Source organism: Alteromonas sp. MMG017 (assembly GCF_018100795.1).
Lineage (GTDB): Bacteria > Pseudomonadota > Gammaproteobacteria > Enterobacterales > Alteromonadaceae > Alteromonas.
This window is the reverse complement of the sequence record NZ_JAGJDY010000001.1, coordinates 495,859-521,046: the sequence shown is the minus strand read 5'-3', so window position 1 is coordinate 521,046 and position 25,188 is coordinate 495,859. Positions and strand designations below refer to the sequence as shown.

The window sequence follows — 25,188 nt, the reverse complement described above, 5'->3', positions numbered from 1 at the left end:
AGTAATTGATTTATGAAGACAACAGCACCATTCAAAGCTAATGCTCATTTGTTAAAACTTCTAGGTGATGAATTAATTGGTGACGATAGACTAGCCATTTTTGAACTTGTTAAAAATTCGTACGACGCCGATGCCACGATCGTCGAGGTCGAACTGAACCTTGAATCGTCAGAATCAAGTATAATTGTCTGGGATAAAGATGGGCATGGAATGGATAAGGATACTATCTTATCCAAATGGATGGAAATTGGTACGGATAGTAAAAGAAGTAAAAATAAAGTTAGAAGTAAAAAATTTGACAGGTTACCCCTTGGAGAAAAAGGGGTGGGTAGGTTAGCTGTTCATAAATTGGGAACAAAACTTACGTTAAACACAAAAACTAAAGAGAATTCTGAATTCAGAATAACAATTGACTGGCCTTCGCTTATCAATAATGCAAATTACCTTGAAGATACTGTTGTAGAAATTGAAGAACTTATTACTCCAGATTTTTTTGAAAACGATAAAACTGGAACGCGTATTGAAATAAAAGAGCTTAACAATAAAAGTTGGACTAGAGGTGAAATAAGACAATTAAAACGGCTGTTAACTAGTTTAGTATCGCCCTTTGAATCTGCATCTGATTTTAAAGTAAATTTCTCAGTTCCAGGCAGAGAAAAAGACTTATTAGACGTAATGGAAAGCCAAGACATTTTAGACAGTGCGCTATGGAAGTATGAATTCACTTTAGATGAGGAGGGTAAATTTTCGTACTCCTACAGTTATGTACCCCCGACTCTTTTCAAAGAACTATCAGATAATAAAAAACAAGAAAGTAATATCAAATTAGAATTAGTTAAGCCCACCAAGGAAGAAGCTTTAGCACGTGATAAAAACATAAGAGAAAAGCTTCTTTTAAACGCTGCCGACATACAGGACATTGGACCGATTATTGGCACTTTTTATGTTTTCATGAGGGACAATAAAGTATTAAATGCCCAAGGTGCATCACAGACAATTAAAGGCTATTTAAAAGAGCAGACTGGGGTTCGTGTTTACAGGGATGGTATACGTGTATTCAATTATGGGGAGCCTAATGATGATTGGTTAGGTTTAAACGCGGGTAGGATAAACAGTCCAGGAAAGAAAATAGATACAGGAATGGTTATTGCAAGTATTGACTTGTCTTTAGAGGACAGTTCTGGATTAAAAGAAAAGACGAACAGAGAAGGTTTTGACGATAACTCCACTTTTAGAAGGTTGAAGTGGATAATGGCTAGCGTGGTAGAGCATTTCCACATATGTCATAGACATGATCGCGAAAAATTGACTCAATATTTGACAGGAAAAGCTACTGATAGCTCTGATACCACTGCAAAGTTTTCTGAAGTTATTGAAGATGTGAGAAAAAGTATAAGAAAACATGGTATCGAAGATGAGCTTGGAGGGAAGCTAAATCAAATAGAATCTGACTTTAAACAAATGAGAGACGTTACTGTCTCGTCGGGGATTGCAGGTATCAATCTAGCAGTAATTTTCCACGAGGTTGAGCGGGGAGTCGACGAGCTAAATGAGTCAATCAAGAGAGCCGACGATTACTCTAAGCTTTTAAAACGCGCTGACCACTTAGCTAAACTTTTGGAAGGCTTTGCACCGTTGCTTCGCAGAAATGAGCGTAAAAAGTTCAATATAAAGGCGTTGGTTCAACGCGTTGTCGAATTGACTGAGCACCGATTTGAACACCATAACATCATTATCTCTTGTCCTCTAATCACAGGAGAGTCCGATTTATTCGAAATTACCGCACCCTTTGGTTTACTTCAAGCAGCAATGAATAACCTAATTGATAACTCTATTCATTGGACCTCTTTGAAAGCCGAAAAAGAAGATAACTCATATAAGCCTGCAATTAGAATTGAATCACTTCCTACTTTTTTCAAAGAAGGGCCTGCGTTAGCCGTTTTAGACAATGGACCTGGGTTTAATCTAGCTCTAAATGAAGCAATAAAGCCGTTTAAAACAACTAGACCTAGTGGGATGGGAGTCGGCCTATATTACGTAGACAAAGTCATGGAAACCATTGGTGGGAAGCTTTTAATATGTGATGCAAAAGAACTAGATGTCGCTGGCGCATATAATGGTGCAGCTGCTGTCTTAATATTTAAAAAGGAAAAGTAGGTGTTGAATTTACTAGGGACTGTCTTAATTGACGATAAAGAAGATGAACTATATGAAATACTGAATAGTATATCTGCTGCAGGAATTCCATGTATTCCAATTCATTATCGAAATGAAGCTGAAAATCAGTCAGGCATCGATCATATAGACCTCAAAAATGTTAAACCAAGGGTAATAATTACTGATTTAAATTTGACTGAAACAGGAAGCTTAAATGCAAAGACATTAGTAGGGCCAATTGCTAAGGTTTTAAAACCGATAACAGACTTTGGTCCATACATCCTTCTATTTTGGTCCAAAAATGAACAGTTAGTTGAAGATGTAGTAGAGCAATTAACAGAAAGGTTTCATAGTGAGGTCAATTTACCAATATATTGGGATATTATCAGTAAGTCTGAATATAAAGATAAGCCTTTAGAACTTAAAAAGAAGATCGAAACTCTTATAAAAAATAGCCCTTTGTTCAATGCACTCAGTGATTGGGAGAACAGAATAACATGTGCAGCACAAAAAACTTCTAATGCGCTGTATGAATTAACAATGCCTTCGGGTTGTGAACCTGCACAAAAAACTGAGCTACATAAAAAGCAGTTTACTAAAGCACTGGCTTTAATTGGAAACGAAACAGTTGGATTAAAGAATGCTTCTGAGTACCCATCTTTAGCAATAGATTTAGGACTTTCGCCGCTGTTACAAGATCAGCTTCAAGTTTCAAATTCGAATGAGGATTTGTGGGCGTCAGCCGTTCCGTTGATTGGAGAAAGACAAGTCCTAGATGAAAAAATAAAGTCCTCGTTAAATACTTTTTATCATTTGGAGAGAGTAGCTCCAACCTTCCGTAAGGATTGTAGAGGAGTTTTTGTAGAACTCAGTCCTAATGTTAGAGCGACTTCCGAAAACTTAAATAAATTTGAAGATAAACTAGGGAGCAATTTAAAATCTATCATTCACGACGAGTTTCTTACTACAAATGACATTGAAGGGTTAGACGGTATCACACCTAAAAAATTTCGTGAAAAAGCTCGTGAATCACTTAGATTAGGTTTTATCGAGCTATCAGCTGTTTGCGACCAGGCGCAAAAAAAAACTAAGCTGCATCAATATCTACTAGCTGCGCTGGTACCGGAAGAGTTTGAAAAGTTAACAATATTCACCAATAATGAAGGCGTCGAACGGAGTACTTCTCACGAGGGCATCTACAGACTTCCAAAAATTCAAATCGATAATGTGATTTATATTTTAAAGTTAAGTTTTAAGTATCAAATCGGCACAAAAGCATCTTCAATGGTTAACAAAAGACAATACGAAAACTCTTGGTTTGGTGAACCATTATTTAGACTAAAAGATCAAATATTGTCTGATATTTCTTTCAAATGTGCACAGTACTCTTCGCGGCCCGGCATTACTCGTTTTGACTAAATAAATCTAAAACAACCTTGCCTATTTGCTGTGCCAAGTAAGGTGGTACAGCATTTCCTACTTGGACATATTGTTGTGTTCTACCCCCTTCAAAAAAGTAGTTGTCTGGAAATGTCTGTAAACGAGCAGCCTCTCTAACCGTGAGGCTGCGACACTGTTTAGGGTCATAATGCACGAAGTGATGACCATCTTTAGAGATATGGCTTGTAATTGTTTTTGCAAATGAATTTTCCGGCTGGACCCTAAAGCGGTCAGCGTGATCACCCGACTCCCAATTTTTGTGGTTAGGTGCTAATTCTTTAGGAAAGTCTCTCGACTTTGGTGACACACCCTCATTCAACCTTGCATGCGTAGCACAAAAGGCATAACGAAGTAAATCTGACTCCATATGGCCTCGAGTATCATGATTCAATACACACTTTAGATTTTCATCCAATAACCAATCTTTCAGGGGTGATGTGAGTTTGGTTTCTTCGATATTTTCATGTTGAGATTCAACTCTATCCAGCTTCTTAATTGGCTCTATGTCTAGGTCATCGATAATTTTATTTGAGTAAAGACCAGTCTTCCGGAGTAATCTTTTTAAATGTTTTGCATTTTTAGAAATAACTCTTGTCCAAGCCTGTTGCTCGTTCTCTGTTTTCTTAGAAAATCCGCTCCTTAGAGGCGGTAAATCGCTTAGCACACTTTCTACACTAATCGTATCTTCTGCTTTTTCCAGTGTTGACGGTGAATCTTTTATATCTTCTCTAACACCAATTAAAATCACTCTATGGCGAGCCTGGGGAATTCCATATTCCTCTGATTTAATGAGAAAATCTCTTGAGTCTTTATATTGAGGATTGTCGGGGTTCTCTGCATTTACCACGAGTGAGTATATCTTGTATTTGGGACCATTCTTTACTTTAGTTACTCTACTTGGATTTCTTAAATCCTTTAAAAGTTGCGGAAACATGACTTTGCCATTTAATTTTGCAGACAGAATTCCGCGAACGTTTTCCATGATGAATACGTTTGGCTTGGCGATAGATAGAACTTTTAAATACTGGAGGTATAAAAAGTTGCGAGAATCTTTTTCAGCTTTATAGTTTTTGATACCAGCGTTGCGAGATCTGCCGGCTAATGAATAAGCCTGACATGGAGGACCACCGATTACTACCGTTGGTCCACTATGCTTTTCCGTTAACTGCCGGATACGTTCATGAATTAAATTGTTATCAACTCCTAGCTCCCTAGGCCCCTCTAGAGTTTCAATACTCGCTTCTCTAGCTTGTTCAGGGTAGCGTTGAAACAGTGCTTCTCTGGAAAGGTTGCCTCTAACATATTCATAGTAATCATCTAAGCCGCTAGGTAAACCTTTTACTTTTCTGAAAAATGCCCTTGTTGTTAGCGTTCTATGCGCGTGTGGGTCTTTCTCAACAGATAACCCGATTTGAAATGGACTACTTCCATTTTCATGTCGGCACGAAGATATTCCTTCACCTAATCCACCCGGACCGGCAAACAAATCGATTACTAATACTTCACCCGTTTTCACGATAGCCACTATATTAAAAAAATGCTGAGCAATAATACCAGGCCAAAAGTTTTGAGCAATATTAATATTATTCTGCTTTTAAAGGGCTTAATCTCACTAGTTTGGTAATAAGAAACTCTACTCACTAAAGAGTTCCTCTTCAAACGTGCCACCTTTAACATGTTTATTGAAGTAACTTTCTCCATCTTCAAACATTTGCTTCCTAATCAACTCTATATCGCTGCTCTCAAGCCTATCCCACAGTGCAGCATCAAACGCTAGTTTGTCTAAATCTTTGGCATGGTACATAAAACTTTTTCGCTCAAATTTTTCGAATGGATTTTGAAGAATACTTTTAGTTAACTGTTTTTTGTCATTCAGAAACTCTTCGCTGTTTAGAGGGCTGTTGTTTTTTTCTGCTTTACCGTATTTTGTCAATAAGTTTTTATAAAATGACTGATAATCTGCTCTCAATAGCGAAAGGCTCGCTTCTCCAGTTTTATCGACATGCTTTAGCATCAATAGCAGGAATACAATTTTGAACGAAAACGTGTAATCACGTTGTTCTAAAAACTCGAAAAAATCATCTCTTCGTGTGTCTTCGTTGCGGTATTTGAGATTTTTCTCCTCGCGTATTTCGTTGACTCTACTTTGCTCATAGTAATTAAGCATATGACTACCAAACGGTAACTGTTTGTCTGGTATTAAACTTTGTTTTTTTACCCAAGCTTTGACTGTACCTGTTGATACAAAAAGCTCCCTAGCGAGCTGTTCATCATTAATGTAATCACCAAACTCGTCTTCAAAGTTAAATAGCTTGATGGGATGAAGTTTGCGCTCGTGTTCGTAAAGGTGATCAAGAATCACTTCTTCACCTACGAGCGCCTCGTTTGGATTAAATATGTCAGCGAAGGGCTTATAGCCATCAAGATTAAATATACTGTGCAAGCTCCATGGTTGCAGCGCGGGGCCATAGCTGTCTACCACATCAATCGCGTAAAGTGCTTCCTTTCCGGGGTGGTTGCGAGTTCCCCTGCCAAGTTGTTGCATATATAACACTTTTGACATTGTGGGCCGTGCCATTACAACAATGGAGGTGTTGGGCGCATCCCATCCTTCATTCAATAAATCGCAAGCACATAAAAAACGTACCTTACCTTCTTTATACTTCTTTAATCCTTCTCTGCTATTTGCAGAAACGGCTTCAGCACTAATATTGTGTTTATTTAGAAGTGCAGCTAATCGATTGGCGTGTTTCACGTCAACGCAGAAGATAACACCTTGCAGCGCTGCTAAAGATTGACCTGTTACAGCATCTTGTTGAGTAAAGTATTTTGAGAGTACGTCTACAATAAGTTGGTCTCGTGAGGGTAAGATAACGCGCTTGTTTAAGTCGCTTTTAACGAACTCTTTTCCGTTAAATCTAACCTGAGAAAAATCAATATTACTTTCCAAACGAAACGCGCGGATTGGCGGTAATAGCTTTTGCTTAATCGCCTCTTCAAGTGTCATGTTCAATTGGTATCGACCGAATATTTCAGCAAGATCTTTTTGGTCGAGTCTTTTATCCGTAGCGGTGCAACCAAATAACGTTTTTGGATTGAAGTGTTCTAATACTCGTCTGAGACCTTGTGCAGGGGCATGATGAGCTTCATCCACCACAATATAATCAAAATAATTTGTTGTAAGTGAAGCAAATTGTCGTTGTATTGCTTGAGTCGTTTGCACTATTACATCAGCTGATGAGTCCAAAATATTGGAGGAAACTATGAGGTTGGGATCTCGTTCTGTGAACCGTGCTTTTGTTTGTTCGCGTAAGTCTTTGTACGGAACGATGACCAATGCTCTATCAGCGTTGCCCAGTTTTTTTTGATTGCTGTGGTCTGCAATAAATACTTCGGTTTTTCCGGTTCCAGTCGGCAGTACTAGCAAAAATGTATTTTTACCTTGCGCTCTGCCATTTTCAATATCTAAAAGCGCATCTTTCTGGTGTTTGAAAAGTGAAAAACTAATGTTTCTAAATTGGCTTGCTGTTGGCTTACCGCAAAATTTTTCTTCTTCTCCAAAGTAGAGGCGAATTTGATCTGCAAACTTCTTCTCATCAGCCATTCCAGCATTAGACCAGCGATATACTTTGATACCGTCTTTCATAAGCGAATTTTGCTTAAGTAGCTGGGATTGATAACGGCTTTGTCTGATGTGCAGTGGATGGTGAAAGCTTTCACCGTTAAGCTCGATGGCAATTTCGCCATCAATAGTTTTAAGAACGTAATCCACATATCGGCTTTTACCAAACAAGTCTACATACTGATATTCTCGCTCTAAAGCATGCAGATATTTTGAACCATAAACCTGCTCAAATAGACTTTCAAAATTATATTCTGGGCGAGTTGGGTCTGTTTCACTAACCTGTCTGTCAGCGCCAAACTGCCGAAAATCATATTCATCAGTACTGTCATTTAATATTGCACCAATTAGCAATCTGTCTTCGTGTACTTCGCTGTCAATAAAGCGGTATAGACGCTCAAATTTATGCATCAACATGTTTTGCCACGAAGTGTATTCGTGGTAGCGAAAGCTGGGTTTGTTGGCTCCATACAGTTGCGTATCGATGATGATACCGACTTTTTGGCTGTTATCACTGAAAAGGTAAGAAGTGAATTGAGAATCTATCTGTTGAAAACCTAGACTTCGTAGGTAGTCTGATAAAGTCATTTAATTCTATCCATGATTAATTCCTTCTTCACGTCGTGTGAACATTATTGTATTTATCTTCGAATCGCTAGAGATACAGTTAACCTTTATCAAAAACCATTAACCCCAACCAATAACACCCCCATACCCCCGGCCACTACAGCAAACACCGCCAGTATCAATGAGGTGCTTTTTAGAATGTCGCCGTCGCGGTTTTGCAAACCCAGAATAGCGGTAACGGCCACTATGTTATTTATGCACACCATGTTGCCCATGGCGGCGCCTACACTTTGAAGTGCCAGTATGGTGGTAAGGGGTAGTGACAGTTGTCCGGCAATGGTGGTTTGAATGCCCGCGAAGGTTAAATTCGAAATAGTGGCCGACCCTGAAAAGAATGAACCTAGCGCCCCTAAAAGTGGTGCGAAGAAGGTCCAGTTTGCACCCGTTATTTGTGCCAAGTGATGGCCTATTTGGGCAACCGCTGCGCTGTTTTGGCCAGAACTGTCGCCAAGCATCATCATGTTCACAAAAACAAGCGCGCCTAGCATGGCGAATAAAGGTGTTCGCATGCGCGTTAGGGTTTGTTGGCTTGCTGTTTTTAATGAGTTCGAGCCGGATGAATGGCGAAATAGCCACAAGGTTATGCTACCTGTTACCGCAAAAGGAATAACCGACGGAATATACAAAACGCTATGTTTCCAAGTTACCGCGGTATCTAAAATGCCGGTTAAACTGGCCACTAAACTTGTGCTTATATGAAAGGTGCCTAAAAAACCTAGGCTAATGTGTAACGCAGGTTCGGTGGCTTGTAAAAGCGCTTTTAACCCTAGTTCGGGCAGGCGAGTTAATACCAAAAGTAACACAGTGCCCCATAGCGGGAACGCGGCTTTTATTAACGTTTTTAGTGGTACCGTATTCTCTGGGGGTTGTTCTGGGGTTTGTTTTGGGGAGTGTTCGATGGCTTCTGGTCGATTAGCAGCTGGTTGAATAGTTGCTTCTGTTCCTATCTTATATTTCGCCAGTAACAACGTAATGACTAAGCCAATTAACCCGCCGAGTAACGATGGAAACTCCACACCGAAGTAACTTAGCCCCAAATAGGGCAGGGTGCATGCGCAGGTGGAAAGTAGAATAAAAAGCAGGTTCTTTTTAATGTGGGCGGTACCGTTCACCACTAACCGCAATGCCAATATCACAATGATGGGGGCGGCTATGGTGTTAATAAGAGCAGCTTGCTGTGCTATTTCAAGCACGCTTTGTTGGGGAAGTTCTAGTAGCGATAGTCCAAACCATACGGGTGTGCCCATGGCTCCAAACGTAACGGGAATGGTATTAAGCACTAAACAGAACAGCGCCACCCGTAAGGCGGGAAAACCTAGGCTGTAAAGTATGGGCGCGGCAATGGCGGCGGGTGTACCAAAGCCACTGGCACCTTCAATTAGAAACATAAACGCCCAGCCCACAATCATTAGTTGGGCTACAGGGTTTGCACTTACGCCGTCTAGCGCTTTGCGTAAAATAGCTAATGCACCGGTAACTTCCATGCATTTAAAAAGGAATATAGCGCCTGCGATAATAGACAGCGGGGTAAGTGCTAGCAATGCGCCACTTATTACATTGGCATTCACTAACCTTGCATCTTGTTTGAATACCAATAGCACCACTATGTAAGCGACCAAAGCGCTTAAAGGTAAGGCTTTGCTAGATGGCATAGGGTTCTTTTTTACCATTAAGGTAATAAGCAAAATAAGAGGAAGATAAGAGAATGCTAAGTTCATCATAGTGAGATGGCTTCGCTTAATGCGTGCATTATATTTGGTAAGCTGTTTATTAACTTACCAAATTATTAGCATAAGCAGTAGTACCAGTGCCGCGGCGCGATGTAATAACCAGGTCGTACTTTGGCGATGATTGCCTCGCACTAGGCTTAATGCTTAATATACCGTCTACAGTACCTTCTCTTCTTTTAGCATTTTAAAAATAGCTTCGGCAGCTTCTTGGTTATTATAAATAACCTTTCCTCCACCACCTTGGGCTTTGGCGGTGGCGGCTTTGAATCTATCGGCGGCGGTTTTAGCTTTCACTATTTTAAGCCGTTTAGGGCGTGGTTGAGCTGGGGTTGTTTTCCATTGGGGGGGCTCATCGTTTGTAGTGGTAGTGTCAGTAGCAATGGCGTCCACTACAGTAATTTTTCCTCGCATGGCTGCGCCAAAAGCACTTTGGCGCGGTGCTGCGGCTGCCATATCAACGGTAGCCACAAAGGGCAGTTTTACGCTTACTTTTCTGCGCTGGCCTCTTGGCAAGGCTTGAAGTAACTCTGCGAATCCAGCTTTTTTATCTACGCTTAATATCTCGGTTATGCTGGGTACTACTGCCATACCTAACTTTTCAGATAATAAGTAAGGCAGCATGCCTGATGATTCGCCATTTTCGGCGCGCATGCCTGCCAGTATTATATCGGGACTGCTATCAGTGAAACTGCTAGTTAACGCGGCAAGGCTATCGGTTTCTTGTGGTACGGTTAATACTTTAATTTCTGGTAGTCCCATACCTAAATAGTCTTTTAATACGGTATGGGTTTGCGCATTATTCGCAGTGCCTGCGTGCATCACCTGTAGGTTGGCATCAGGCGAATTCAGACCAATTTCTAACGCTCTAGCATCTTGCTCGGCACGTCTTGGGCGCTTCGATAGCGGGTGCTCGCCAATAGACACTAACACCGTCATGTTCACATTTTCTTCAAGCAGCTTATGCATGTTGAGCCTCCGTTGCATGCTTAGGCGTAGTTTGATGCGTGTTTAAGCCGGAAGTGTCACGAGGGGCGGTGTGTTCGACTTTTTGGTCGCCTTTTGAATCCCGTGTTAAATCGTTTTTGGGCTTATGCACCAATGCAAGCAAGGCGGTTAGAATTTCTTGGCTATCCCCTATGGCGCTTAAATCGGCGCGTTTAACCATGTCGCAGCTATCATCGGTATTAATGGCAATGACCTTTTCACACTGTGCTATGCCTTGCATGTGCTGAATTGCGCCAGATATACCTACCGCAATGTACACCTTTGCTGTAACCCAGGTGCCGGTTGCGCCTACTTGTCGCTCGCGTGGCATAAAGCCATCGTCTACCGCTACACGGCTTGCACCTTCGGTAGCGCCCAATATAGCGGCTGCGTGGTGAAACTGATCCCAATCGGTAATGCCATTACCGCCAGATAATATAAACCCAGCTTCGGCCAAATTAATATCGTTAGGGTTCACGCTTTCATTGCCTAGGTCTGTAATTTTTTGTTCGTAGGTATTTGTTATCGCTTGTTCTAGTGTTTGATCAGGTGCCTGTTTAGGAGGCGGAATAAGTGGCTGCTCAAACACTTTGCATTCGTGCCTAGTATCACTCACCGGCTCATTGCATTCTTCTAATGCCAGCATAATATTTGTTATGGGGCGGGTTATGTCGGTTTTGCCTGCAGAGCCTCGGCATACTATTTGGTTACCATTAACTTTCCACACATTGCTGGCCACCGTGATATCAAGCTTTGCGGCTAGTCGGCGGCCTAAATCTGCTCCGCCATGAATGCTATCTGGAAATAAAATATGTTTAGGATTTATCTGGTTTACTAGCTTGTATAAATCGTTGCACCGCTGTTCTGGGTTGTAGTGCTGATATTCATTGCCTTCAAAATTTACCAGCCTGTCTATGCCTGCGGTATCTAGCTTTTCTTCGGTAATGGTGTCGAAGAATACCGCGACTACTGCGCCTGTTCTTTCGCCTGCACCCGCGCCGGCATCTACACCTGCACCTGTGCGTGCTTCGTTGCCTCCAGTACCTTTATCAAAAGCCGCGTTATTTTCGACAATCACGCTATTTTCAATATGAGCACCATTATCAAGATGAGCGCCCTGGGTTGCCAATTTATGAGCTAAGCCTAGGGTATCTTTGTCGTGGCTAGATAATCTGCCCGAAACGCCGTCTACCACCACTAGAATATAAAAGTCTGGGTTATCTATTTTGTGTAGCGGTAGCACAACCTCTTGTTGTGCTGCTGACTTACTACCTTGAGCCGATTGTCTGTTTAGCTGTTTAAATGAATCCGCAGCGCCGGACCTATCAATGCGCTTTAGGCCATTTGGGCCAATAAAACCGATGGCATGTACATTTTTACGCAATAATCCGGTAGGGCCGCGTTGAGCTAACTGGCCTTCAGGTACATGTAATGGATGTAGCCTGTTTCGGGCAATCCACTGGGCTCTCGGGTCGCGACGAAATAAATTAGACATCGGCTGTGCTCTCTAACACCAAAGCGTCTACCATCAGCTCGGCAATGTCTTTTACTTGAGGGCGTGGCTCTACAACGCCCTCTAGCATTAAGCTACATTGCGGGCAGCCTACGGCAATAATGTCAGCTTTGGTGGCTTTGGCATCTTCCATTCGCATATCGGGAATACGTTGTGTGCCGGGTATATCGGTAACGGGGGCACCGCCACCGCCGCCGCAACAGCGTGCTTTCGTTTTGCTCCGCTCCATTTCTTTTATGCTAATGCCCATCGCTTCAAGTAAGTACCTAGGGGCGTCGTATTCACCGTTGTATCTGCCTAAGTAGCAGGGGTCGTGGTAGGTAAGCGATAAGGCTTTGTCGGTGCTTAGGTGTAACTTTTTATTTTTCACCAAATCGGCAAAAAAGCCAGTGTGATGATACACATCGTAATGGCCGCCAAAATCACCGTATTCATTTTTAAGGCAATGAAAGGCGTGGGGGTCGGCGGTAACAATATGCTTGAATTGATACTGCGCCATAGTGGCAATATTGGTTTTCGCCAAACGCTGGAAGGTGGCTTCATCGCCTAGCCTGCGTGCTGGGTCGCCACTGTCGCATTCGCTATCGCCCAATACTGCAAAATCTACGTTAGCCGCGCGCAATAAACTTACCATGGCACGCAAGGTACGTTGGTTTCGCATGTCGAACGCGGCATCGCCTATCCACAATAATACGTCTGCTTGTTCTACCTGTTGGCCAAATACGGGTAAGTTCTGATCTGCTGCCCAGTTCATTCGGCTGTTAGGCGCATAGCCATTGGGGTTGTCGGTGGTTTTTAAGTTCTCGAGCAATTCAGCACCTTTGCCCGGTGTTTGGCCTTTTTCTAAGGTTTCAAACCGGCGCATATCAACAATGGCGTCTACATGTTCAATCATCATGGGGCATTCTTGAACACAGGCGCGGCAGGTGGTGCAAGACCACACGGTTTCAGATGGCACTAGCACGTTTACAATAGGAATAATCGGGCTGCCTTTATAAGTGCCTGCTTTGTCTATACTCGTTTTCACGCCAGGGTAAGGGCTGCCAGCAAACTGGGCGTCGCTACCTCCCGCCATACCAACTACCATATCTTGAATAAGCTTTTTGGGGTTAAGTGGTTGGCCTGCGGCAAAGGCAGGGCAGGCTTTTTCACATCGCCCGCATTCTACGCATGCATCGAAGCTAAGTAGCTGGTTCCATTTAAAGTCTTCAGGCTTTTCTACACCTAGCTTCTCGGTTTTAAGGTTAGTGCTTTCAAGGTTAATGCTTTTAAGACCCGTTGAGCGCCCGCCGCCAAAGCGTTCTTGCCGGCGGTGAAAGCCCAAATGCAGCGCGCCAGCAAAGGCATGTTTCATGGGCCCGCCCCAGGCCATGCCCAAATACATTTCGCCCACGCCCCAGGTTATACCAAGCAATAACACCACGGCCAATAACCAACCGCCTGTGTTTGCGGGAAATAAGCCGGTGGCGGGTAAGCTTAAAATAAAGAAGCTACTTGCATAGGTTAACAAGCTATAAGGCAGGCGCGACCAAGGCCCTTTTGACAAATTAGGCGGTGGGTTCCTGCGCCGTAAAAATACAAACACTGCGCCAATAAACATGAGCGCGCTACTGGCTAGCAACGCATAATTTAAAACAGGGCCTGTTATGCCGAATAGGTAAATGCTTAGCACTAAAACAGTGGTTAGCACGAAGCCGCCTGCGGTGGCCACGTGGGTATTTGAAATGTATTTGTCGCTAGCGACTACATGATGAAGGTCTACCAAATAGCGCCGTGGAATGGAAAGTAACCCAGCCCAATGCACAGTAGATGCTTGTCCTTGTCGCCACAAACGCACGCGGCGGCCTGCGCCAATTAGCGTAAGCAGTACCGACACTAGCAGCAGTACAAATAATACAGACGGTAAAAAATCATCAGCAAACATGACAACACCCGCGGTGGTTAGGTTTCTTATTTTTTGTAACCAACCGCAAGCGTGGGTTGGCTGTGTGTAGCGCTGTTATCGAAATAGCGGTTATGCAAAAGTTGGCGGTGAATGCTGTAACTTGCCGCCCAATTAGAAATCTTTGCATAGCCTTAGGGCGTCATAAATGGCGGCATGAGTATTACGCTGGGCTACACAGTCGCCAATTCTATACAGCAAATAACCGCTTTGCTCTTCTGCAAGCATAGGCTGAGGTTTAGCGTCATATAGCGCTTCAATATCTATTTGCCCTTTGTTACGAGAGTCTTGTTTTAGTTGGTAGTACAGCAGTTCGTCGGGGCGAGTACCGTTTTCTACTACCACTTGATCCACCACCCGTTCTTCTTGTTGCCCTGTGTATTCGTTTTCAAGCACGGCCACAAGCTTGTCGCCTTCCTTGTACACTCTTTCTAACAACAAGTCAGAAGTCATGATGACTTCGCGCTCGTATAAACTGCGATAATAAGTAGGGAAGGTGGTGCCGCCTACCGCTGCACCTGGCTTAATATCATCGGTAACCACTTCTACTAATGCGCCATTGTGCGCCAAGAAGTCGGCAACCGATAAGCCGCTGAATTCGCATATGGTGTCGTACACCAATACGTTTTTACCTGGCGTTACTTGGCCGTTTAAAATATCCCACGAACTAACCACTAAGCCGTCATCAGCACCCCAATGCGGGTTTTGGTTAATAAACGGTGTTGCGCCGGTAGCCAGAATAACTATATCGGCATTAAACCCGCGAATACTGGCTTCGTCGGCGGCGGTATTAAGTTGTACATCTACGCCTAAGCGTGCAAGTTCCAAGGTGAACCAGCGAGTGATGCCGGCTATTTGATCTCGCTGTGGCGCTTTGGCGGCAATCGTAATCTGCCCGCCTAACTCACTGCTTTTTTCTATTAGGGTTACCTTGTGGCCGCGTTCAGCGCTAACGCGAGCCGCTTCCATGCCCGCAGGGCCGCCCCCTATAATCACTACTGTGCGAATAAGGCCGTCAGTTTTTTGAATAATATGGGGCATGGTAGATTCGCGGGACGTGGCTGCATTTTGAATACACAGTACATCTAACCCTTGGTATTGGCGGTCTATGCAATAGTTCGCGCCCACGCACTGCTTTATTTGATCTACTTGGTTAAGCTTAATTTTGGTAATGAGGTGCGGGTCGGCAATGTGCGCCCGTGTCATGCCTACAAAATCTACGTAGCCTGCTTCTAATATGCGCTGCGCCTGGTTAGGATCTTTAATGTTTTGGGCGTGCATAACAGGCACGCTCACCACTTCTTTAATGCCTGCTGCTAAGTGCAAAAACGGCTCTGGTGGGTAGCTCATGTTAGGAATAACGTTAGCAAGGGTATTGTGGGTGTCGCAGCCCGAGCCCACTACGCTGAAAAAGTCGAGCAACCCGGTGTTATTGTAATACGCCGCTATTTCTTTCATGTCATCGTGATTAAGACCATCGGCATGAAATTCGTCGCCAGTAATACGCAAGCCTACGGCGAAATCGCGGCCTACTTCTCCACGTACGGCTTTTAATACTTCCATGCCAAAGCGCATGCGGTTTTCAAAGCTACCCCCCCATTCATCGGTGCGCTGGTTTACCCGAGGGCTCCAAAATTGATCGATTAAATGCTGGTGCACTGCAGAAAGCTCAATGCCATCTAAACCGCCGGCTTTAGCCCGGCCAGCAGCTTTGGCGAAGTCGCCAATAATGCGCTGCATTTCTTCTATTTCAATGGTTTTACAAGTAGCACGGTGTACTGGTTCACGAATACCACTTGGGCTAAGTAAGGTGCTCCAATTGCCCCCGTCCCATCGAGAACGTCGGCCCATATGGGTAATTTGAATCATAATTTTGCCGCCGTGTTTGTGCACGGCATCGGCTAAATTTTGAAAATGAGGGATAATACGATCGGTAGATAAGTTAACCGACTTCCACCAATCTTGAGGGCTATCAATCGACACCACGCTCGACCCGCCACAAATACAAAGGCCAACGCCACCTTTGGCTTTCTCTTCGTAATACTTTACGTAGCGTTCTGTGGTCATACCGCCTTCGGTGGCATACACCTCTGCGTGAGCCGTACTTACTACTCGGTTTCGAATAGTCAGTTTATTAATTGCTAATGGCTTAAATAAGGCTTCAAACTGCGCCATGGTGTTCCCTCAAGAAATACATTTTCGCGACTGCGTGTTTCAATCAATATGGTTGTGGCTACAAAGGAGACACTTCAAAAATGCCATAGTCACAGCCTTCTTCGGCCGCGCATTGGGTTTGTACAGCTTGGGTTTTTACCGAGTAGCCAAGGCTTTGGGCAATTTGATCCATAGCGCCTGCAAACCAGCCGGTGAACATATAATCGACTTTGCGGTTCACATTGCCGTACTGATAAACAAAGGCGGAATTTTCTAAGCGAACTCGGGCAGTACCAGCTTCTAAATCGAGAGCTTCGGTAATGAAAAAACCCCAACCGCGCTGAGATAAACGCTTCATGTAATGCTCAAATACCGCTTCGCCCGATATACCGTGGGCCTCTGCTTCCTTTTCGCACCAGTAATAAGCCGATTTATAGCCCGCTTTATAAAGAATGTCGGCATACTTTTCTGCGCCAATTTCTTCTTCAATACCCATGTGGTTATTCACAAAAAAGTGACGTGGTACATAAAGCATGGGCAGGGCGTCGGTGGTCCATACGCCGGTTTCATCGTCTACTTGTATTGGCATTTCAGGGCTGTGATACGACATAATTATTCTCCCCACACTTGTTTTAAAACGTTAACCCAGTTTTCACCCATCACCTTTTTGATTTTTTGCTCCGACCAACCGTGCTTTAACATGGTGGCGGTTAAATTGGGGAACTCGCCAAGGGTACGAATACCAAGTGGGTTCACAATTTTTCCAAAGTTAGTGAGGTTACGTGCGTAGCCTTTGTCGTGAGTTAGCATATCGAAGAAGGCTTTGTCGTGGCCTTGAGTGAAATCTGTGCCTATACCTACACAGTCTTCTCCTGCAATATCAATCACGTAGTCCATGGCTTCTACATAGTCATCTACGGTGGAATCGATGCCTTTTGCCAAGAAAGGGGCAAACATGGTTACGCCAATAAAGCCGTTTCTGTCGGCAATGAATTTAAGTTCTTCGTCTGACTTATTACGGGGGTGATCTTTTAAACCTGAAGGTAAGCAGTGGGAGTAGCACACAGGTTTAGTAGATGCTTCAATGACTTCAATTGAGGTTTGCGGGCCTACGTGGCTTAGGTCGCACATTATGCCTACGCGATTCATTTCAGCGACAATTTCACGGCCAAAACCGGATAAGCCGCCGTCGCGTTCATAGCAACCCGTACCGACTAAGTTTTGCGTGTTGTAGGCCATTTGCACTATGCCTACGCCCAGCTTTTTGAATATCTCTACATAGCCAATTTGATCTTCAAAGGCATTCGCATTTTGAAAACCCAAAATAATGCCGGTTTTACCAAGGGCTTTGGCGGTGGCGATATCAGCGGTTTTGGTTACCGGCATGATCAAGTCGCTGTCGGTTTCAAAGTATTGATTAAATTCCACAATGTTGTCTATGGTGCTTTTAAAACCTTCCCACACAGACACGGTGCAGTTCGCGGCGGTTAGGCCGCCGCGATGCATGTCTTCAAACAAATCTCGGTTCCATTTGGCTATCACTAGACCGTCGAATATTATCGAGCTGTCGTGCAACTCTTTTGCGTCTTGCATGGGATATTCCTTAACTAAAAGCCGCTTTTAAAATGTGCTTCGTGCTTACAATTTGGAAATTAGAATAGCACTAGCAAAATGGCCGATTAGGGCTAATGCGACTCATTATTTGCTAAATGCGTCGTGCCCTGCAGATAAGTCAAAATAAGCTTTTCGCGAAAAGGGAGGGCAGGTAAGCGCAGTGGTACTTATACAAAAAAGAAAAGTAGAAAGTTGTCTGAGGGAATTCTCACTTACCAATATCGGTATCTTTATGGGTAAGTGAGTGTTTACTTGATGGGTGAGAAGGTGAGTGAGTAGGTGTGGTTGAGTATTAACCACACTCTAGTTGATGCACGGGAAATGAATGAAGTTGCACTGTGCCAAATGTCGATTCGCCGCTGGCGTTGTCGAATTGTAAGCCTCGGTTTGCACGTTCTTCTCGAGGCGGTATCTTAAACGCGTTTCGATAGCACTTGCTAAAGTGAGGGGTAGAAACAAACCCACAGCAAATCGCCACTTCAATAATAGAAATATTGGTTTGCTTAATAAGCTGCCTTGCGCGGGTTAAACGAATTTGCATGTAATACCGATGGGGTGAGCAATGCAAATAACGTTGAAACAAACGTTCTAGCTGACGGCGAGACAAGTTCACGAAACCGGCTAACTCGTTTAGGTTCAAAGGCTCTTCAATATTGGCTTCCATCAAATGCACTATATCTTGAAGCTTAGACTGGTTAGCACCTACAACATGCTGAAGCGGAATACGCTGCATTTCTGATTCGTCGCGAATATGTTCGTGGGCGAACATTTCACAAATCGCAATTTGCAGTTCTTTTCCATATTCTCTGCCAATAAGGCAAAGCATCAAATCCATAGGGGCAGTGCCACCGGAACTACACCAACGTTTATGTTCAATGGTGTAAAGTTGGTTGGTGCTTTTAATTTTTGGGAAGTCTTCTTGCCAGCTGGCTAGCATTTCCCAGTGAATAGTGCAGTTTACGTTATCTAGCAATCCCGCTTTTGCTAATGCATAACTTCCCGTGCAAATACCACCTAAAATAACGTTCTTTCTGGCTAAATAATTTAACCAGTTCAAATCGAGTTTGGTAATACCTTCTTTCACCGCCACACCGCCGCAAACCATTACCGCCGAGTAGCTTTCATGGTTTTCGTATCGGGCGCTCACGTTCACACTCAAGCCATCACTGGCGACAACGGGTTCACCGCTGGCGCTTATGGTAGCCCAGGTGTACAAGGTTTTACCTGAAAGGTGGTTTGCCATGCGCAAAGGCTCTATGGCAGACGTTAATGCCATCATGGTGAAATTTGGCAGTAACAAAAAACCGATATGGCGAATACGGTCGCCCTTTCCTTCGTACTTTGTCTGTATAGGTATCATTGCATTAGCCTCTAGCTTGCCATGTTTTTATTATTTTTAGTGGGTCTATTTTTTGATCAAAATTTGATTCAAATAACCGTCAGATTAGCGATGAGGCTAGGTGACGATTATTGAATCACTACAGGCAAATGCAGTATAAAAATAACGACTTTATCTATTCTAATTGCGTCATTTTTATTCAAAACACAAAGTTATTGATGTTTTATTACACATAACGAAAGTTTTTTCTACAACGAATGTGCACTCTCGTTAGTTTGTGTGTACAGGTTGATAAAATTAGTATGGTGAAAGCTGGTTGGTTTAGGCCTCTTAGCTTAAACCTCTTATTTTATGTCTTTCAGTTAAGGCCTTTTAGTTAAAGCCCTTAACTGCGAGTTGTCGACGCCGCAATATTCACTTGCATGGTGTAACTAAACCAGTCGATAAAGTTAATTACCCCAAACTCATAAGTGGCAGAATAAGGCCCTGGTTGATAGGCTATTGAATTAATACCTTGTTGGTTGTTTTCTACCAAACGTCTATCTTGTTTATTGGTTTCATCCCATACGTAGGTGAGTCTATCAAGGTCGTAATCTACGCCTTCAACCGCGTCTTTATGTACCACCCACTTTGTTGTTACCTCGGTTTTACGTGGTCCAAGGGGTTTAACTTGAAAGGCAACAATATGGTCACTTTGCGCATGGTTCCACGAATTCGGCAGGTGCAAAATGCGCATAGAGCCTAACTCAGGGTTTTTTATCCGCCCCATCAATTTTTTAACGGCCAGCTTGCCGTCTACCGTCATTACATGAGTGCCTTCTTTTAGCGGCATGCGAACAATGCGGTTGCGCTTGGCGTACCCGTGAGAAACATGCTTGTGAGGAATTCCTTCTGCGTCCCATAACGCCTGCTTCGATGCTACTAGAAACTTAAACTCATCGCTGGCTCTTGGATCTTCAGTATCATCCCATTCCAATAACGAGCCTAAAAGCTCTGGATGCGAGCCGCTACAGTGATAACACTCACGGTTGTTTTCTATCACTAGCTTCCAATTTGCTTCTTCTACTATGGTCTTTTCAACGGCCACTTTTGCATTTTCTAAATCGTAGGGTTCAAGGTAATGGGCAAGATCTTCAAAGTAATCGTCAATATTGGTTGGGTTGTCACTAAGCGAAATATAAATGTACCCGCCCGCATTTCGACAATGAACGGGGTGTAAACCGAATTTCGATTTATCAAAATCGTCACCCATGTCGGTGCCAGCGTACAGTAAATTACCATCTAGTTCGTACGTCCATTGATGGTACGAACATACCAGCTTGGCCGCTTTACCTTTTTCGGTTAAACATAATTTCGAACCACGATGGCGGCAAACATTATGAAATGCGCGTACTTCGCCGTTTTGATCGCGCACTATTGTGATAGAGCTATTACCAATTTGCTGAGTCATGAAATTACCTTTCTTAGGAATTTCGCAGCTAAGCCCTACAAATAACCATTCTTTTTGAAAGATTTGCTCCATTTCAACATCGAAGTTGGCTTGTTCGGTGTAGAAGGGCTGGGGTAGCGACAACGACACAGGGTGCGCTTTTAGGCTATCCGCTATCGCTTGCTCTTTGGTACAAGGTATTGTCGAACTCGGTATAATATTTAGGTTTGCCATTCTATGTGTTTCCTTGCCCTGTATGGTGTCCAGCTTTTTTTTATGGTTAGGCTGGTGGAGAGTTGGTTTTTACAGAGCCTTTGTATGTTCGACATGTGCTCTACCTGAATTTTTTGATTTTGCAGCGCCTTAGTGATTAAAGCATTGCCAAAAACGACAAAACTAGCGTGCAATTCCGACCTGTCGCGTTTTTTCTTAATCCGTTTAATTTGCGCAAGCGAGTTTGGATTCTTACTGTTGGTGTTATTGGTTATAGGCTTGTCGTTTTTGAATAAGTGGGGCATTTCTTACTAGTAGATATTGAGCGCATATCCCGTTTAGTTTTATGGAATGTGTTCGCAATGAGCGAGAATTTTTTAACCGATGTAAATACGCAAAGTTGGGCCAATGGGCGCCATGAAGTGCAGTGCGTTAACGTTATCTATGAAACCATGGATGTGCGCACATTTTGCTTTAAGGCAAGCTCGCCGGTTATGCATTTTTTCAAGCCGGGGCAGTTTGTTACCTTTGAATTGCAAATAAACGGTGAGCAAGTATTTCGTAGCTACACAATTTCGTCGTCACCCTCTGTGCCCTACAGCTTTTCCGTTACCATAAAACGCATACCTGGCGGCCAAGTATCTAACTGGATGCACGACAATTTAAAGCTGGGTGATTTACTCACTATTCACGGCCCAGTGGGTGCATTTAATTGCTTTGATATTGTCAGCGACAAAGTCTTATTGCTATCTGGCGGGGTAGGTATTACGCCTATTATGTCGATGACACGCTGGTGGTACGACACCAATGCTAACGTAGATATCACCTTCGTTCACAGCGCCAGAACACCCAGAGACATCATTTATTATCGCGAACTGAAATTAATGGACTCGCGCATCGACAACTTCAATTTAAATATTGTGTGCGAACGCTACGAAAATGGTGAAAGTTGGAATGGTTATTATGGATTTGTTGACCAGCGCCAACTAGAAATTATTGCCCCTGATTTTATGCAGCGAACTATTTTTTGCTGCGGACCGCCAGCCTACATGGATGCCATTAAAAAGCTGCTCACGGTAGTAGGTTTCAACATGGAAAATTACCATGAAGAAAGCTTTGGCTTGCCGCCTACCGAAGCTCATGAAGACGCGCAGCAACAGGCCGATGATAACGCCAATATCGACATTGATACCGACGACTTATTGCAAGTTGAGTTTAGTAACAGCGGTAAATCAATCAAGATTCAACCCGATCAAACCGTGCATACTGCGGCTGCGCTGGTGGGCTTGCATATTCCCAAAGGGTGCGGGCTAGGCATGTGTGGCACGTGTATGGTGAAGAAAACAGCTGGCGAGGTTGAAATGTCACACAACGGCGGTATTACCGATGAAGATGTGGAAGATGGCTACATTTTAAGTTGCTGCAGCATACCGAAAGGCGATGTGGCAATAGAGTATTAAACGCCCATATTAGTATTGCCATACTGATTACCTTCCTATTTAAAAATTCCGGCCAGCCCGGAATTTTTTGTTTTTGATAACCCTTTTTTTACAAGCCATTTTTACAAGCTAAGAGGGTGAATTAATCCAAGTTTTTATGCCATGAAAAAATGTCGCTAATGGTGGCAATTGTGGCGTTAGCAGAACTATTAACCAGTAAAACGAGGGCTAATATGCTGCACAAGAAGTCGAACTAAACGGCAAAAAGATTCACCTTGAATCAGCTAGATACAAAGCGCCTTCGTCCAAAAGTTAGTGTCATTACATTCACATTTATTTACGACAATGTTCGCTGCTGTCGGTGCTGAGGAAAGCATAATGTTTTACAAAGACGATCAGATTGCTGAGTACGACAATGAAATTTGGCAAGCCATCCTTAACGAAGAAAAACGCCAACAAGATCATGTGGAACTGATTGCGTCTGAAAACTACACCAGCGCCCGCGTGATGCAGGCCCAAGGCACTCAGCTAACAAACAAATATGCCGAAGGCTACCCTGGTAAACGCTATTACGGCGGTTGCGAACATGTTGATGTAGTAGAGCAATTAGCTATTGATAGAGCCAAAGCGTTGTTTTCGGCTGACTACGCGAATGTGCAACCTCATTCTGGGTCACAAGCTAACGCCGCAGTATTTATGGCGTTACTCGCGCCAGGCGATACGGTATTAGGCATGAGTTTGGCGCACGGTGGGCATCTAACCCACGGTTCAAAAGTTAGTTTTTCCGGCAAAATTTATCACTCTGTGCAATACGGCTTAAATGAAGCCACCGGTGAAATCGACTACGACCAAGTAGCGGCGTTGGCGCACGAGCACAAACCTAAAATGATTATTGCAGGTTTTTCGGCTTATTCTCGCGTAGTAGATTGGCAGCGTTTTCGCGATATTGCCGATGAAGTAGGTGCGTGGTTTTTTGTTGATATGGCGCATGTGGCAGGTTTAGTAGCCGCCGGGCAGTATCCTAACCCAGTACCCATTGCCGATGTAGTCACCACCACTACCCATAAAACCCTTCGAGGCCCTCGTGGCGGACTTATTTTAGCCAAGCACAATGAAGCTTTAGAAAAGAAATTTAACTCTGCGGTTTTTCCTGGCGGCCAAGGTGGCCCGCTAATGCATGTTATTGCAGCCAAAGCTATTTCGTTTAAAGAAGCCATGGAAGCAGACTTTGTTGAATACCAAAAGCAGGTTATCGACAACGCCCGGGCCATGGCTGATGTATTTAAAAAACGTACCTACAAAGTGGTGTCGGGCGGTACCGATAACCATTTATTTTTGCTCGATTTAATTGATAAAAATATGACCGGTAAAGATGCTGATGCCGCCCTTGGTAAAGCACATATTACGGTGAATAAGAACTCAGTGCCTAACGACCCCCAATCGCCTTTTGTAACCAGCGGACTGCGTATAGGTACGCCAGCTATCACAAGTAGAGGGTTTGGAATTGAAGAGGTGACTGACCTAACCCATTGGATTTGCGATGTGTTAGACGACATTCATAGCGAAAATACGATAGCCACCGTACGCGCTAACGTGTTGGCGCTATGTGAAGCCCATCCCGTCTATCGATAACATCTTAGCCATTTTTACTATGACTAGCAGCCTACAGAAGTAGGGTTGGCATTAATAAACAGATATTGCTGCGCGCAATGAATGAAAGGTAGAACCATGCAAAAATACTCTGGGTTCGGACTGCTAAAGCACTCCTTGAGTCACCACGAAAACTGGCAACGAGTATGGCGAAACCCAACGCCTAAAAAGCACTACGATGCCATTATTGTTGGCGGTGGTGGTCATGGTTTGGCCACGGCCTATTACATGGCAAAAGAGCATGGCATGACCAATATTGCTGTGGTTGAAAAAGGCTATCTTGGCGGCGGCAATACGGCGCGTAATACCACCATTATTCGTTCCAATTATTTATGGGATGAAGCGGCGCATTTGTATGAACATTCATTGAAGTTGTGGGAAGGCTTGGCCCAAGATTTAAACTACAACTTAATGTTCAGTCAGCGCGGCGTTCTGAACTTAGGTCACACATTACAAGATATGCGTGACATTGAGCGAAGAGTCAGTGCTAACCGACTTAATGGTATCGACTCTCAATTACTTAATGGCCAAGAAGTACAAGACCTTGTGCCAATTCTTGATTGTTCTAAAAACGCACGTTACCCCGTTATGGGGGCATCGTGGCAACCCCGTGGCGGCACAGCCCGTCATGATGCCGTGGCATGGGGCTATGCCCGCGCCGCAGATGCCCTAGGCGTAGACCTATTGCAGCAAACCGAAGTAACCGGAATTCGTCGTAAAGACGGAGCAGTTTGTGGTGTAGAAACCAATCGTGGCTTCATTTCTACCGATAAAGTTGCCTGCGTAGCCGCAGGCAACTCGGGTACGCTAGCCAAAATGGTTGGCATGGAGCTGCCATTGGAGTCTCATCCTTTACAAGCCATGGTGTCTGAGCCGATTAAACCCATACTCGACACGGTTGTTATGTCTAACCATGTACATGGTTACGTAAGTCAATCGGACAAAGGCGACTTAGTCATAGGCGCGGGAATCGATGGCTACTTGGGCTACGGGCAACGTGGCTCATTCAATATTCTTGAGCATACTATTTCTGCCATTATCGAAATGTTCCCAATTTTTAGCCGGGTAAGGCTTAATCGCGCGTGGGGCGGCATTGTTGATACGTGCCCTGATGCCTGCCCGATTATTTCAAAAACCCATATTAAGGGGCTGTACTTTAATTGCGGTTGGGGCACCGGTGGGTTCAAAGCGACGCCGGGATCGGGCCATGTTTTTGCACACACAGTGGCAAAAGATGAACCACACCCACTTGCTAAGGCCTTTGACGTGAACCGTTTCACATCGGGCAAACTAATTGACGAACACGGCGCTGCCGGTGTTGCGCACTAAGCCAGG

At 43.9% G+C, this 25,188-nt stretch carries 17 protein-coding genes; 6 read left to right on the top strand and 11 right to left on the bottom strand.

The window, feature by feature from the left end:
• Positions 1 to 12: 12 nt before the first annotated feature.
• Positions 13 to 2,157 (top strand): ATP-binding protein, encoded by a 2,145-nt coding sequence (locus J8L84_RS02205; protein WP_211069250.1) that lies wholly within the window; start codon positions 13 to 15, stop codon positions 2,155 to 2,157.
• Positions 2,158 to 3,576: a hypothetical protein gene (locus J8L84_RS02200; protein WP_211069249.1), complete on the top strand. Its 1,419-nt coding sequence runs from the start codon at positions 2,158 to 2,160 to the stop codon at positions 3,574 to 3,576. It begins immediately after the preceding gene.
• Here J8L84_RS02200 and J8L84_RS02195 read toward each other — a convergent pair.
• Complete coding sequence (locus J8L84_RS02195) at positions 3,560 to 5,113, bottom strand: DNA cytosine methyltransferase (protein WP_211069248.1); 1,554 nt, start codon at positions 5,111 to 5,113, stop codon at positions 3,560 to 3,562. The two genes, J8L84_RS02200 and J8L84_RS02195, sit on opposite strands and share 17 nt — an antisense overlap.
• Before the next feature lie 117 nt (positions 5,114 to 5,230).
• Positions 5,231 to 7,636, bottom strand: a complete 2,406-nt coding sequence (locus tag J8L84_RS02190; RefSeq protein ID WP_247670495.1) for a DEAD/DEAH box helicase — start codon at positions 7,634 to 7,636, stop codon at positions 5,231 to 5,233.
• Here J8L84_RS02190 and J8L84_RS20355 point away from each other — a divergent pair.
• Positions 7,625 to 7,780, top strand: coding sequence for a hypothetical protein (locus J8L84_RS20355; protein WP_247670494.1), 156 nt, complete (start codon positions 7,625 to 7,627; stop codon positions 7,778 to 7,780). The genes J8L84_RS02190 and J8L84_RS20355 overlap by 12 nt on opposite strands.
• A 116-nt stretch (positions 7,781 to 7,896) precedes the next feature.
• Here J8L84_RS20355 and J8L84_RS02185 read toward each other — a convergent pair whose 3' ends face one another.
• From J8L84_RS02185 to J8L84_RS02145, 9 genes are all read right to left on the bottom strand, one after another.
• On the bottom strand, positions 7,897 to 9,567 hold the full coding sequence (locus J8L84_RS02185; RefSeq protein WP_211069246.1) for an L-lactate permease: 1,671 nt from the start codon (positions 9,565 to 9,567) through the stop codon (positions 7,897 to 7,899).
• 165 nt (positions 9,568 to 9,732) lie between these two features.
• Positions 9,733 to 10,542 (bottom strand): electron transfer flavoprotein subunit beta, encoded by an 810-nt coding sequence (locus tag J8L84_RS02180; protein WP_211069245.1) that lies wholly within the window; start codon positions 10,540 to 10,542, stop codon positions 9,733 to 9,735.
• Complete coding sequence (locus J8L84_RS02175; RefSeq protein WP_247670493.1) at positions 10,535 to 12,055, bottom strand: electron transfer flavoprotein subunit alpha/FixB family protein; 1,521 nt, start codon at positions 12,053 to 12,055, stop codon at positions 10,535 to 10,537. The genes J8L84_RS02180 and J8L84_RS02175 overlap by 8 nt, the downstream gene beginning before the upstream one ends.
• Entirely contained in the window at positions 12,048 to 13,997 is a 1,950-nt protein-coding gene (locus J8L84_RS02170; RefSeq protein ID WP_211069244.1) for a (Fe-S)-binding protein, read from the bottom strand. Before J8L84_RS02170 ends, J8L84_RS02175 begins: the two co-directional genes overlap by 8 nt.
• 132 nt (positions 13,998 to 14,129) lie before the next feature.
• The gene (locus J8L84_RS02165) at positions 14,130 to 16,190 is read right to left on the bottom strand and encodes an NADH:flavin oxidoreductase (RefSeq protein WP_211069243.1); all 2,061 of its coding nucleotides are present in this window, start codon (positions 16,188 to 16,190) and stop codon (positions 14,130 to 14,132) included.
• 58 nt (positions 16,191 to 16,248) lie between these two features.
• Positions 16,249 to 16,779 (bottom strand): 4-vinyl reductase, encoded by a 531-nt coding sequence (locus J8L84_RS02160; protein ID WP_211069242.1) that lies wholly within the window; start codon positions 16,777 to 16,779, stop codon positions 16,249 to 16,251.
• A gap of 2 nt (positions 16,780 to 16,781) precedes the next feature.
• Positions 16,782 to 17,762 carry a dipeptidase gene (locus J8L84_RS02155; RefSeq protein WP_211069241.1) on the bottom strand — a complete coding sequence of 327 codons (981 nt, stop codon included), beginning with the start codon at positions 17,760 to 17,762 and terminating at the stop codon, positions 16,782 to 16,784.
• A gap of 313 nt (positions 17,763 to 18,075) precedes the next feature.
• The gene (locus J8L84_RS02150) at positions 18,076 to 19,143 is read right to left on the bottom strand and encodes a GlxA family transcriptional regulator (RefSeq protein WP_211069240.1); all 1,068 of its coding nucleotides are present in this window, start codon (positions 19,141 to 19,143) and stop codon (positions 18,076 to 18,078) included.
• A gap of 364 nt (positions 19,144 to 19,507) precedes the next feature.
• Positions 19,508 to 20,785 carry an aromatic ring-hydroxylating dioxygenase subunit alpha gene (locus J8L84_RS02145; protein ID WP_211069239.1) on the bottom strand — a complete coding sequence of 426 codons (1,278 nt, stop codon included), beginning with the start codon at positions 20,783 to 20,785 and terminating at the stop codon, positions 19,508 to 19,510.
• Between the two features lie 341 nt (positions 20,786 to 21,126).
• Here J8L84_RS02145 and J8L84_RS02140 point away from each other — a divergent pair, with 341 nt between their 5' ends.
• From J8L84_RS02140 to J8L84_RS02130, 3 genes are all read left to right on the top strand, one after another.
• Positions 21,127 to 22,224: a hybrid-cluster NAD(P)-dependent oxidoreductase gene (locus J8L84_RS02140; RefSeq protein ID WP_211069238.1), complete on the top strand. Its 1,098-nt coding sequence runs from the start codon at positions 21,127 to 21,129 to the stop codon at positions 22,222 to 22,224.
• Between the two features lie 357 nt (positions 22,225 to 22,581).
• Positions 22,582 to 23,835, top strand: coding sequence for a serine hydroxymethyltransferase (gene glyA / locus J8L84_RS02135; RefSeq protein ID WP_211069237.1), 1,254 nt, complete (start codon positions 22,582 to 22,584; stop codon positions 23,833 to 23,835).
• A 96-nt stretch (positions 23,836 to 23,931) separates the two neighbouring features.
• Positions 23,932 to 25,182 carry a sarcosine oxidase subunit beta family protein gene (locus tag J8L84_RS02130; RefSeq protein WP_211069236.1) on the top strand — a complete coding sequence of 417 codons (1,251 nt, stop codon included), beginning with the start codon at positions 23,932 to 23,934 and terminating at the stop codon, positions 25,180 to 25,182.
• Positions 25,183 to 25,188: the final 6 nt, after the last annotated feature.

What these genes read in the sequence shown, in the direction of transcription:
- J8L84_RS02190 (WP_247670495.1), bottom strand. Translation starts at nt 7,636, where the DNA reads ATGTTGATGCATAAATTTGAGCGTCTATACCGCTTTATTGACAGCGAA.
- J8L84_RS02140 (WP_211069238.1), top strand. Translation starts at nt 21,127, where the DNA reads ATGAGCGAGAATTTTTTAACCGATGTAAATACGCAAAGTTGGGCCAAT.
- J8L84_RS02180 (WP_211069245.1), bottom strand. Translation starts at nt 10,542, where the DNA reads ATGCATAAGCTGCTTGAAGAAAATGTGAACATGACGGTGTTAGTGTCT.
- J8L84_RS20355 (WP_247670494.1), top strand. Translation starts at nt 7,625, where the DNA reads ATGCATCAACATGTTTTGCCACGAAGTGTATTCGTGGTAGCGAAAGCT.
- glyA (WP_211069237.1), top strand. Translation starts at nt 22,582, where the DNA reads ATGTTTTACAAAGACGATCAGATTGCTGAGTACGACAATGAAATTTGG.
- J8L84_RS02150 (WP_211069240.1), bottom strand. Translation starts at nt 19,143, where the DNA reads ATGATACCTATACAGACAAAGTACGAAGGAAAGGGCGACCGTATTCGC.
- J8L84_RS02165 (WP_211069243.1), bottom strand. Translation starts at nt 16,190, where the DNA reads ATGGCGCAGTTTGAAGCCTTATTTAAGCCATTAGCAATTAATAAACTG.
- J8L84_RS02185 (WP_211069246.1), bottom strand. Translation starts at nt 9,567, where the DNA reads ATGATGAACTTAGCATTCTCTTATCTTCCTCTTATTTTGCTTATTACC.
- J8L84_RS02155 (WP_211069241.1), bottom strand. Translation starts at nt 17,762, where the DNA reads ATGCAAGACGCAAAAGAGTTGCACGACAGCTCGATAATATTCGACGGT.
- J8L84_RS02130 (WP_211069236.1), top strand. Translation starts at nt 23,932, where the DNA reads ATGCAAAAATACTCTGGGTTCGGACTGCTAAAGCACTCCTTGAGTCAC.
- J8L84_RS02145 (WP_211069239.1), bottom strand. Translation starts at nt 20,785, where the DNA reads ATGGCAAACCTAAATATTATACCGAGTTCGACAATACCTTGTACCAAA.
- J8L84_RS02205 (WP_211069250.1), top strand. Translation starts at nt 13, where the DNA reads ATGAAGACAACAGCACCATTCAAAGCTAATGCTCATTTGTTAAAACTT.
- J8L84_RS02175 (WP_247670493.1), bottom strand. Translation starts at nt 12,055, where the DNA reads ATGTCTAATTTATTTCGTCGCGACCCGAGAGCCCAGTGGATTGCCCGA.
- J8L84_RS02160 (WP_211069242.1), bottom strand. Translation starts at nt 16,779, where the DNA reads ATGTCGTATCACAGCCCTGAAATGCCAATACAAGTAGACGATGAAACC.
- J8L84_RS02170 (WP_211069244.1), bottom strand. Translation starts at nt 13,997, where the DNA reads ATGTTTGCTGATGATTTTTTACCGTCTGTATTATTTGTACTGCTGCTA.